8 protein-coding genes and 1 pseudogene are annotated in these 9,990 nt (G+C 61.5%); 7 read left to right on the top strand and 2 right to left on the bottom strand.

Going from position 1 to position 9,990, the window contains the following annotated elements; genetic code table 11:
- From atpA to VZ95_RS21785, 7 genes and pseudogenes are all read left to right on the top strand, one after another.
- Positions 1-950, top strand: a 950-nt coding sequence (gene atpA / locus VZ95_RS08020) for a F0F1 ATP synthase subunit alpha (protein ID WP_045775389.1), incomplete at its 5' end; no start/stop codon positions are given.
- Between the two features lie 33 nt (positions 951-983).
- A pseudogene (locus VZ95_RS08025) lies at positions 984-1,866 on the top strand (F0F1 ATP synthase subunit gamma).
- A gap of 54 nt (positions 1,867-1,920) precedes the next feature.
- The gene (atpD, locus tag VZ95_RS08030) at positions 1,921-3,345 is read left to right on the top strand and encodes a F0F1 ATP synthase subunit beta (RefSeq protein WP_045775390.1); all 1,425 of its coding nucleotides are present in this window, start codon (positions 1,921-1,923) and stop codon (positions 3,343-3,345) included.
- A 76-nt stretch (positions 3,346-3,421) separates the two neighbouring features.
- The gene (gene atpC / locus VZ95_RS08035; protein ID WP_084627652.1) at positions 3,422-3,754 is read left to right on the top strand and encodes an ATP synthase F1 subunit epsilon; all 333 of its coding nucleotides are present in this window, start codon (positions 3,422-3,424) and stop codon (positions 3,752-3,754) included.
- 223 nt (positions 3,755-3,977) lie between these two features.
- Positions 3,978-5,141 (top strand): glycerophosphodiester phosphodiesterase, encoded by a 1,164-nt coding sequence (locus tag VZ95_RS08040; RefSeq protein ID WP_052711592.1) that lies wholly within the window; start codon positions 3,978-3,980, stop codon positions 5,139-5,141.
- A 132-nt stretch (positions 5,142-5,273) separates the two neighbouring features.
- Entirely contained in the window at positions 5,274-5,711 is a 438-nt protein-coding gene (locus tag VZ95_RS08045; protein WP_052711593.1) for a cyclic nucleotide-binding domain-containing protein, read from the top strand.
- 157 nt (positions 5,712-5,868) lie between these two features.
- Positions 5,869-7,962: a methyl-accepting chemotaxis protein gene (locus VZ95_RS21785; protein ID WP_052711594.1), complete on the top strand. Its 2,094-nt coding sequence runs from the start codon at positions 5,869-5,871 to the stop codon at positions 7,960-7,962.
- A gap of 12 nt (positions 7,963-7,974) precedes the next feature.
- Here the strand turns inward: VZ95_RS21785 and VZ95_RS08055 are convergent, their stop codons facing one another.
- A complete protein-coding gene (locus tag VZ95_RS08055) occupies positions 7,975-8,604 on the bottom strand; it encodes a LysE family translocator (protein WP_045775391.1) in 630 nt (209 codons plus the stop codon).
- An 87-nt stretch (positions 8,605-8,691) separates the two neighbouring features.
- On the bottom strand, positions 8,692-9,990 hold a 1,299-nt coding region (locus VZ95_RS08060; protein ID WP_332308038.1), incomplete at its 5' end, for an aminotransferase-like domain-containing protein.

Here is a 9,990-nt window from a genome sequence, read left to right on the forward strand (position 1 = left end):
ACGAGTCGAAGAAGCTCTACTGCATCTATGTCGCGATCGGGCAAAAGCGCTCGACCGTGGCGCAGATCGTGAAGACGCTGCAAGATTACGGCGCGATGGATTACACCATTGTTGTGGCCGCAACCGCCTCGGAAGCCGCGCCGCTGCAATTCATCGCCCCCTATGTCGGTTGCGCGATGGGTGAATTCTTCCGCGATAACGGCATGCACGCGCTCATCATTTATGATGATCTGTCGAAGCAGGCCGTGGCCTATCGCCAGATGTCGCTGCTGCTGCGCCGTCCGCCGGGCCGCGAAGCTTACCCCGGTGACGTGTTCTACCTGCACAGCCGCCTGCTGGAACGCGCCGCGAAGATGAACGAAGCCTCCGGCCTCGGCTCGCTCACGGCACTCCCGGTCATCGAAACCCAAGCGGGTGACGTGTCGGCGTACATTCCGACCAACGTGATTTCGATCACCGACGGTCAGATCTTCCTCGAAACGGAACTCTTCTATAAGGGTATCCGGCCTGCCATTAACGTCGGTCTCTCGGTCAGCCGCGTCGGTTCCGCCGCGCAGATCAAGGCGATGAAGCAGGTTGCCGGTAAGATTAAGATGGAATTGGCGCAGTACCGCGAAATGGCGGCCTTTGCGCAGTTCGCGTCCGATCTCGACCCCGCCACCCAGCGCCTGCTGGCGCGCGGTGCTCGCCTCACCGAACTTCTGAAGCAACCGCAGTTCCAACCGATGCCGGTGGAAGAGCAAGTCGCTTCGATTTTCGCCGGGGTGCGCGGCTATCTCGATAAGGTGCCCACGGGCGACGTGACGCGCTTTGAAAAGAAGTACCGCGAGGAACTGAAAGCCAAGGCTCCGGAATTGCTGGACTCGATCCGCAATACCCGTGAAGTCACCAAGGAAACCGAAGAAAAGCTGGCGGCCTTCTTAGACCAATTCGCCAAGAGCTTCGCGTAACCTGGGGAAGCCTGACGGGAGAGCGAGAGCGCCATGGCCAGTTTGAAGGACTTGCGGCTACGCATCCGTAGCGTCAAGTCGACACAGAAGATCACATCGGCAATGAAAATGGTCGCGGCGGCAAAGCTCCGCCGCGCCCAGGAACAGGCCGAAGCCGCCCGCCCCTATGCCGAGCGCATGGAGCGGATGATCGCCACCTTAGGTTCGGGCGTGTCCAGCGACGCGCCGGTGCTGCTCACCGGCACCGGGTCGGACAAGGTCCAACTGGTGATCGTTGCGACTGCGGATCGCGGGCTGTGCGGGGCGTTCAACTCCTCAATCATCCGCGACGCGCGCCTGATGATCCGGGGCCTCCAGGCCTCGGGGAAGACGGTGAAGCTCTACTGCGTGGGCCGCAAGGGCCGCGACGGGCTGCGCAAAGAGTTCGGCGATATCATCATTGAGTCGATGGAACTCGCGGGTAAGAAGAAGCTGAGCTTCGCCGACGCCAACATTGTTGCGCAGAAGGTCATCAGCCTGTTCGATGCCGGTCAAATCGATAGCGCGCATATCATTTATGCCCGCTTCCGCTCGGCCATTGCCCAGATCGTCACCCGTCAGCAGCTCATTCCGGTGCCGCTGCCTGCCGTTGACGCAGGTAAGGCCAGCGGCGGGGCCTCGGCCCTGTACGAATATGAGCCGGACGAAGAAGCCATTCTGGCGGCGCTGCTGCCGCGTAATCTTTCGGTGCAGATCTACAAGGCTCTGCTCGAAAAATAGCGCATCGGAACATGGCGCGCGGATGACCGCGATGGACAATGCAACCCGCAACGCGGGCGATATGATTAACCGGTTGACCCTGACCTACAACCGTTCGCGCCAAGCGCAAATCACCAAGGAGTTGATCGAAATCATCTCCGGGGCGGAAGCGGTCTAAGGCGAAGCGTTTCATCGGTCTGGCAGATAGGATTTCTCCGAAGGAGAGCGGAAAATGGCGAAGAACAATATTGGGCGCGTTTCTCAGATCATCGGTGCCGTTGTCGACTGCACGTTCGAAGGCGAACTGCCGCCGATTTTGAACGCGCTGACCGTTGACAACAACGGCAAGGTGCTGGTGCTGGAAGTGGCCCAGCATTTGGGCGAACACGCCGTTCGCACCATCGCCATGGACACGACCGACGGTCTCGTGCGCGGCACGGAAGTGGTCGATACCGGCGACGCCATCCGCGTTCCGGTCGGCCCGGAAACCCTGGGGCGCATCCTCAACGTCATCGGCGAGCCGATCGACGAGCGCGGCCCGGTCGGTGCGACCCGTACGGCGGGTATCCACCGCGCGGCTCCGGCCTATATCGATCAGGCGACGGAAGCTCAAATCCTCGTCACCGGCATTAAGGTCGTCGATCTGCTCGCCCCGTACCTGAAGGGCGGTAAGATCGGCCTGTTCGGTGGCGCGGGCGTCGGCAAGACCGTGACCATTCAGGAACTCATCAACAACGTCGCCAAGGGCCACGGCGGTTACTCCGTGTTCGCCGGCGTGGGTGAGCGGTCGCGTGAAGGGAACGATCTCTATCACGAAATGATCGACTCCGGGATTATCAAGACCGATGGTCCGGGCTCGAAAGTGGCCCTCGTCTACGGTCAGATGAACGAGCCGCCGGGGGCGCGTGCGCGCGTGGCGCTGTCGGGTCTGACGCTTGCTGAATATTTCCGCGATGAAGAAGGCCAGGATGTGCTGTTCTTCGTCGATAACATTTTCCGCTTCACCCAAGCGGGCGCGGAAGTGTCGGCACTCTTGGGCCGTATCCCGTCGGCGGTGGGCTATCAGCCGACCCTGTCGACCGACATGGGCCAGTTGCAAGAGCGCATCACCTCGACGAAGAAGGGGTCGATCACCTCGGTGCAGGCCATTTACGTGCCCGCCGACGATTTGACCGATCCGGCCCCGGCCACCTCCTTCTCGCATTTGGACGCAACGACGGTGCTGTCGCGTCAGATTGCCGAAATGGCGATCTTCCCGGCCGTCGATCCGCTCGATTCGACCAGCCGTGCGCTTGATCCGCGCATCGTTGGCGAAGAGCATTATCAGGTCGCCCGCGACGTGCAGCGCGTGCTGCAAAGCTACAAGTCGCTCCAGGACATCATCGCCATCCTCGGGATGGACGAATTGTCCGAAGAAGATAAGCTGATCGTGGCTCGCGCCCGTAAGATCCAGCGCTTCCTGTCGCAGCCGTTCCACGTCGCCGAAGTCTTCACCGGCACGCCGGGCGTGTTCGTGAAGCTCGAAGATACGATCCGCGCCTTCAAGGGCATCGTCGCCGGGCAATATGACGATCTGCCGGAAGCCGCCTTCTACATGGTCGGCACCATCGAAGATGCGGTGGAAAAGGCAAAGCGTCTCGCAGCGGAAGCGGCCTAACCCTTCCTGCCTAAAGGGGGGAGAGGCCGCAAAGCCACCCCCCGTTTTGACGACCAAGACTTAAGGAATGCGCAGCATGGCCGGTAAAATCACCTTCGAACTCGTCTCGCCGGAGCGTCTCGTCCTCTCCAAGCCGGTCGATATGGTGGTCATGCCCGGCACCGAAGGCGAGTTCGGCGTGTTGGTCGGCCATGCGCCGATTTTGGCGACGCTCGATCCCGGCGTCGTCGCGGTCCATGACGGCGGCCAAATCGTCGATCGCATTTTCGTTGCGGGCGGCTTTGCCGAAGTGACGGCGGAACGCTGCGTGGTATTGGCGGAAGACGCGGTGTCGGTGAAAACGATCGACGTTGCAGCGGCGGCAGCGCCCTGCGCGAGGCGGAAGCGGGCACCGATCAAGCGGCGCTGAAGCTGGCGCGGGCGCGCGTCGCGGCAACCCAGCGCACCGCCTAACGCGTTTTCTTCAGAAGCGTTCAATGCGGCTCGCCCTTTTGGCGGGCCGTTTTGCTTTTGGGGTAAATGCTTCAGAAGATTAAGCCTTTCCCCATAAAACCGTCACACCAATATCACGCGGCTGTCGCGGGTTATGGGGATGGTATCGCCCTCAGGTTGATCTCCTTGGAGGGTCTAGAATGACTATTTCGGTTTCGCGCGCGCTAACGGCGGCTTTGGTTCTCGGCACGGCGCTGACGGCTTCGACCGGCGCGCTGGCACAATATAAGACGCTGGACGGCAAAAAGCCCCTCGTCGTCGGCCATCGCGGCGCCAGCGGCTATCTGCCGGAGCATACGCTTGAGGCCTATACGAAGGCGATTGAAATGGGTGCCGATTTCATCGAGCCCGACCTGGTCGCCACGAAAGACGGTATTCTGGTCGCCCGCCACGAGCCGATCATTTCCGGCACCACCGATGTGGCCGATCGTCCCGAATTCGCCAACCGCAAGCGCGTCCGCAATCTCGATGGCGTTGCCACCGACGATTGGTGGGTCGCCGATTTCACCCTCGCCGAACTGAAGACGCTGCGCGCCAAGCAGGCGTTTGCCGACCGCGACCAGTCGAACAACGGCAAGTTCCTGGTCCCGACCTTTCAGGAAGTGATCGATCTCGCCAAAAAGGAAAGCGCCCGGTTGGGCCGCACGATCGGCATTTATCCGGAAACCAAGCACCCGACGTTCCATCACGCCATCGGCCTGCCGCTGGAAGATCGTCTCGTGGCGCAGTTGAAGGCCGCCGGTTGGAATGAAAAGGCTGATCCGGTCTTCATCCAGAGCTTTGAAGTCTCGAACCTCAAGTATCTGCGCACGAAGACCAACCTGCGCCTCGTGCAGCTCATCGATGCCGATGACGTGGATAAGGACGGCAATATCTCCCTCGCCGCCCCCTATGATAAACCCTATGATTTTGCCGTTCTCGGCGATAAGCGCACCTTCAAGGACCTGCTGACCCCGGCGGGCCTTGCGGACATCAAGACCTATGCCGATGGCGTCGGCCCCTGGAAGCCCTACATCGTTCCGGGCAAGCAGGTTGATGCCGATAACGACGGCAAGCCCGACGATCTGAACAAAGATGGCAAGATCGACGAGCAAGATCGCGTTCTCCTGCCGGAAACCGGCCTAGTGAAAGCCGCCCATGATGCGGGCCTCGTTATCCACACTTGGACGTTCCGTAACGAGCCGAAGCGCTTGGCATCGGACTTTAAGGGCGATCCGGCAGCGGAATATAAGCTATTCTTCGGCCTTGGCGTCGATGGCCTGTTCAGCGATTTCCCGGATGCCGCCGTTAAAGCGCGCCCGTAACCTCAGCATCGCAGACGGTTCGATCACGGACGCGGGTATACCGGCGTCCGTTTTTTTATGACACTGCGTTTAAGCTTCCTTAAGCCTTGATGCGTACAAAATGTCGCAGATCAAAAATGACGGGCTGACCTCATGTTCCTTGATGCACTGATTGAAGACGATCTTGCTTGGTTGGGGACAATCGGCGACCGGGCGGAATATCAGCCCGGCGCGGTGCTGATCGCCGATGGGGCACAAGCCTCCGACCTATTTATTCTGCTCTCGGGGCATGCGGCGGTTCTTGGGGCGGGCGCGGTTTTGGCGCATTTGCGCCCCGGCGACGTGGCGGGGGAAATCTCGCTGATCGATGGCCTTCCTGCGTCGGCGACCGTGATGTTAACCGCCCCAGGGCAGGTGATGCGGGTTCAGCGTCAGCCCCTGTTGGCGCGGCTTGAGTCCGGCGATGGGTTCGCCTTCCGCTTCCATCGCGCCGTCGCCATGATTTTGGCAGGCCGTTTGCGCGGCTCCAATCAGCGCCAAGTCATCGGGTCGGATGCGCGGCGGGCGCTCTCACAGCTTATGGCCGCCTAAAAGAAAATTAGCTCTCCCAACGAGAGTGGCAACATTTAAGTCACTTTCGTGACTTCCTAATAATTGATTAGTGAAATCGATGTTACGCTTTTTCGGTACGATGAACTGAGCACGCGCCGGCGATGAACCGGGCGGCCGACCGAGGAGGCTAAAGGAAATGACAGCGACCATTCGCACAAAGTTGCTGGTGGCGTTTGGGCTGACGGCTGGACTGACGATTGCAGCCGCAGGTGTGGCTTGGCAGGGGTTCGGGCGGTTGTCCGATATGCTCGCCACCATTTCCACTGAAAGCGTGCCAAACCTAAGCTTGGCGCAGGAATTAGGGGTTAAGGCGAACGCGATTGCGGCGGCTGCCCCGTCGCTGCTCGTCACCGCCGATCAAGGCGCGCTCGGGGTGGAGCAGGCGCGGCTGATCGGGTATCTGGCCGATGTTGAAACGAAGATTATAGCCCTGCGCTCGACCCTGTCGGCGGCGGAATGGGACGCCCTAAACGGGCATTACCAAGGCCTCGCCGCTATTCTCACCGCCCTTGAGGACCATCACCGTCAAGTGCTTGCCTCCGGGCTGGCGGTTCTGAAGGCGGCCGCAGAGGCGAGCGAAAAGACGGAAGCCGCGTCGGCGCTCGTCAATCCGCTGGTGCGCAGTGCCTCCTTCACGCTCGAAACCGTGATGGAAGGGCTGGACGCCGGGATTGTCGATAAAAACATTAAGCCCTTAGCCGATTTCAAAACATTGCGCACGGCCTTGCAGGTGCAGCGCGAGGTCACGCAACTGCGGGCATTGCTGCTTCAGGGCGCCGTTGCGCAAACCGCGCCGGCGCTGGCAGAGGCCAAAGCGGGTTATGCGAAATCCCAGGCGGCGGTGAGCAAACTGCTGAAATCTATGGGCGATGCGGCGGTCTCGATCGGGCTGGACGATGGCGCGGCGCAGGTCGCGACCGCTGCGGAGGCGCTGTTTGCCGCCCGCACCCTCTATCTCGCCGAGGCCGGGAAGGAAATCGCGACATTGGCGGCAGCGGGCGACGCGGTGATGGCCTTGACGCGCGCGTCCGATGGGATTGCCGCGACGATGCAACGCGGCATGGGCGACGGTATCGGCGCACTCGATTCGGGTATCGACCAAGCGCGTTTACTACTGCTGGTCTTAGGCGCGGGCGGACTGGCGTTTGCCGGGATCGTCGGCTGGTTCCTGGTTCATCGCGGGATTGCCCGGCGCTTGCACGCGCTGGCGGCGGCGATGGAGCGAGTCCGCCTCGGTCAACTCGATGCACCGATTCCGGCGGGCGGCACCGATGAGATTTCGGGCATGGCGGCGGCGCTTCTGACTTTCCGCGATACTGCCGTGCGCGCAGCCCAGCGGGATGAGGAGGCCAAACAGGCGCAAACCTTGGCTACCGAGGAGCGGCGGGTGACGCTGCAAGCCCTCGCCAGCCGCTTTGAAGCCAGCGTGCAACAGGTCGTGGGCTCGGTCGCGGTTGCGGCAGGGGCCATGCATCTAACCGCTGAGCAAATGTCGGCGATGGCCGGGCAGACCAGCACCCAATCGGCGGCGGTTGCGGCCTCGGCTGAGCAGGCGACGCAGAATGTCCATATGGTCGCCGTCTCCGCCAATCAACTCACCGGCTCGATCAGCGAAATCGGCGCGCAGGTAACGCGCTCCACCGAAATTGCCGGGCGCGCCGTGACCGAAGTTTCGGATATTAACGCCGCCCTCAGTGGGCTAACCCAAGCCGTTGGGCGAATCGATTCGTTTGTGACGCTGATTTCCGACATTGCCGGACAAACTAATCTGCTCGCCCTCAACGCGACGATCGAGGCGGCACGGGCCGGCGAGGCCGGGCGTGGCTTTGCCGTCGTCGCGGGCGAAGTCAAATCGCTGGCAACGCAAACCGCGCGGGCGACCGACGAAATCACCGCTCAGGTAAGCGATGTGCAGCGCACCGCCCAGGCGGCCGCCACGGCGGTCGGGCGGATCGGCACGACAATCAATGATCTCAGAGAGATTGCGGCGATGGTCGCGGCGGCGATCGAGGAGCAAGGGGCGGCAACGGCGGCGATCAGCGACTCGGTACAACAGGCCGCGCTCGGCACGCAGGAGGTCTCCAGCACCATTGTAACGGTGTCGGCGGCCGCCAATGAAACTGGCTCGGCGGCGCAGAATGTGCTGCATGCCGCCGATCAATTGGGCGGCTATTCGGCGCAGCTCACTGAAGAGGTCGAAGAGTTTCTAAAGGCTGTTCGGGTTGCGTAATGAAAGGGCCGGTCAAGTCGACCGGCCCATCGCCAATCGCAGCGCCAATCCGGCAAAAACGGTACCGAGCAGATATTTCTGCACTTTCTGAAAGCGCGGGCGGCTACTCATGAAGGTGCCGAAGCGCCCGCCCAGAAGCGCAATCGTGCCGGTCACAGCGCTGCCGATGATATTGAGGATCAAGACCAGAATCAGCGTCTGCCCCAGAATCGACCCGTCCTGATGGTTCAAAAACTGCGGGAAGAGGGCGATGAAAAAGAGGATGACCTTGGGGTTCAGCAGATTGCCGATGCAGGCCTGCCGGAACACCCGCCAGAGCGCGGCTTTCGGCGCTTTGGCATTGGTGAGAAAGGGCAATTCCGGGCTACGGAAAGTCTGAAATGCCATCCAGGCCAAATAGGCCGCGCCCGCATATTGCAGCACATCATAGGCCAGCGGCGAACTCTCGAAGAGTTGCGCAAGCCCGAAGGCCGCCGCGAGCGCGTGGCACGTGATCCCCACGGCAAACCCGGCGACCGAGACCAGCCCGGCTAACGGCCCCTGAGCAATCGAGCGGCTCAGCACGTAGATCATGTCCGGCCCCGGCGTGATCGCCAGCATCAGGCAGGCGAGCGAGAATAGGGCGAGAGTTTCGAAGCTCATGGGGCGCGTCCTCTCTCAAGAGATATCCAAGGGCTCCGCTCAAGGGCGACCGCGCCCTTGAGAATCCGCGATTCGGGAGCCGTCGCTTTAGGCGTCCACCTTCAAGGCCGCGACGGCTTCGGTAATCAGCCCGCCGAGGCGTTTGATACCGTCGCGCACTTTTTCGGGCGGCGGCACCGAGAAGCTGAGGCGGATAGTGTTTTTGCCCGAGCGATCCGGGTAGAAGGCCGCGCCGGGCACGAAGGCGACGCGGATTTCGGCGATGGATTTTGCCAGTATTTCGGCAGCGTCCAGCCCCTCGGGCAGCGTAACCCAAACGAACATCCCGCCTTCCGGCTCGGTCCAGCTCACGCCGTCGGGCATGAACTCGTTGAGCGCGGTCAGCATCGCGTCGCGCCGTTCGCGGTAGACAGCGCGGATTTTGGCCGCATGGTCGAAGATGATGGTTTCGGCCACTTTGAACATGGCCATCTGGTTCAGCGTCGGCGTGTGCAGGTCGGACGCCTGCTTCATCAGCACCAGCTTTTGCAGCACCGGCTGCGGGGCGACGATCCAACCGATGCGCAAGGCCGGAACGATGCTTTTGGAGAAGGTGCCGGTATAGATCACCTGACCTTGCGCTGTCGCTTCGCTCAGCGGACGCGGCTGGTTCAGCCGGTCGCTATCGAGCGCCAGCAGCGGCGGCACTGGTTCGCCATCGTAACGAAGCTGGTCGTAGGCCGAATCTTCAATGATGGCGATACCGTAGCGGTAGGCGAGTTCCAGCATCGCCCGTCGTTGCGCAAGCGAAACGGTTGCGCCGCAGGGGTTGCCGAAATCCGGCGTGAGGTAGAAGAACTTCGCCCCTTTAGCCATTTCGGCTTCGAGCGCGGCCAGATCGACGCCATCATCTTGCACGGGAACCGTGACGAAGGTCGGCTCGTAGAGGCTAAAAGCCTGAAGCGCGCCGAGGTAGCTGGGATTGGTGACGATAATCCTGTCGCCGGTGCCGATGAACAGCTTGGCGAGGAACTCCAGCCCCTGCTGGGAGCCATTGGTGATGAGGATATTATCGGCGTGGGTGGCGATGCCGATTTTCGGCAGATAGGTTTGCGCCAACCATTCGCGCAGCGGCTGATAGCCTTCCGACACCGAATATTGCAACGCCGCGTCGCGCGTTGCCGGGTTCGAGAGAATCTCGTGAAAGGTTTCCGCCAAAATGGCATGGGGAAACAGCGCCGGATCGGGAATACCGCCCGCGAAGGAAATAATATCCGGCTGATTGATGAGCTTCAGCAGCTCGCGGATTTCCGACGCGGTGAGTTTTAACGCGCGCGGCGCAAAAGCAGTGTTCCAGTCGATACTCACGGGCGCACCCCTCCCAAGACAGGGCTTCTTGATTGTTAC

Source organism: Elstera litoralis, from assembly GCF_000963705.1.
Lineage (GTDB): Bacteria > Pseudomonadota > Alphaproteobacteria > Elsterales > Elsteraceae > Elstera > Elstera litoralis.

Bases quoted from the DNA above. Each gene is read 5' to 3' on its own strand.
- VZ95_RS08040 (WP_052711592.1), top strand. From the start codon at position 3,978: ATGACTATTTCGGTTTCGCGCGCGCTAACGGCGGCTTTGGTTCTCGGC.
- atpD (WP_045775390.1), top strand. From the start codon at position 1,921: ATGGCGAAGAACAATATTGGGCGCGTTTCTCAGATCATCGGTGCCGTT.
- VZ95_RS21785 (WP_052711594.1), top strand. From the start codon at position 5,869: ATGACAGCGACCATTCGCACAAAGTTGCTGGTGGCGTTTGGGCTGACG.
- VZ95_RS08045 (WP_052711593.1), top strand. From the start codon at position 5,274: ATGTTCCTTGATGCACTGATTGAAGACGATCTTGCTTGGTTGGGGACA.
- atpC (WP_084627652.1), top strand. From the start codon at position 3,422: ATGGCCGGTAAAATCACCTTCGAACTCGTCTCGCCGGAGCGTCTCGTC.
- VZ95_RS08055 (WP_045775391.1), bottom strand. From the start codon at position 8,604: ATGAGCTTCGAAACTCTCGCCCTATTCTCGCTCGCCTGCCTGATGCTG.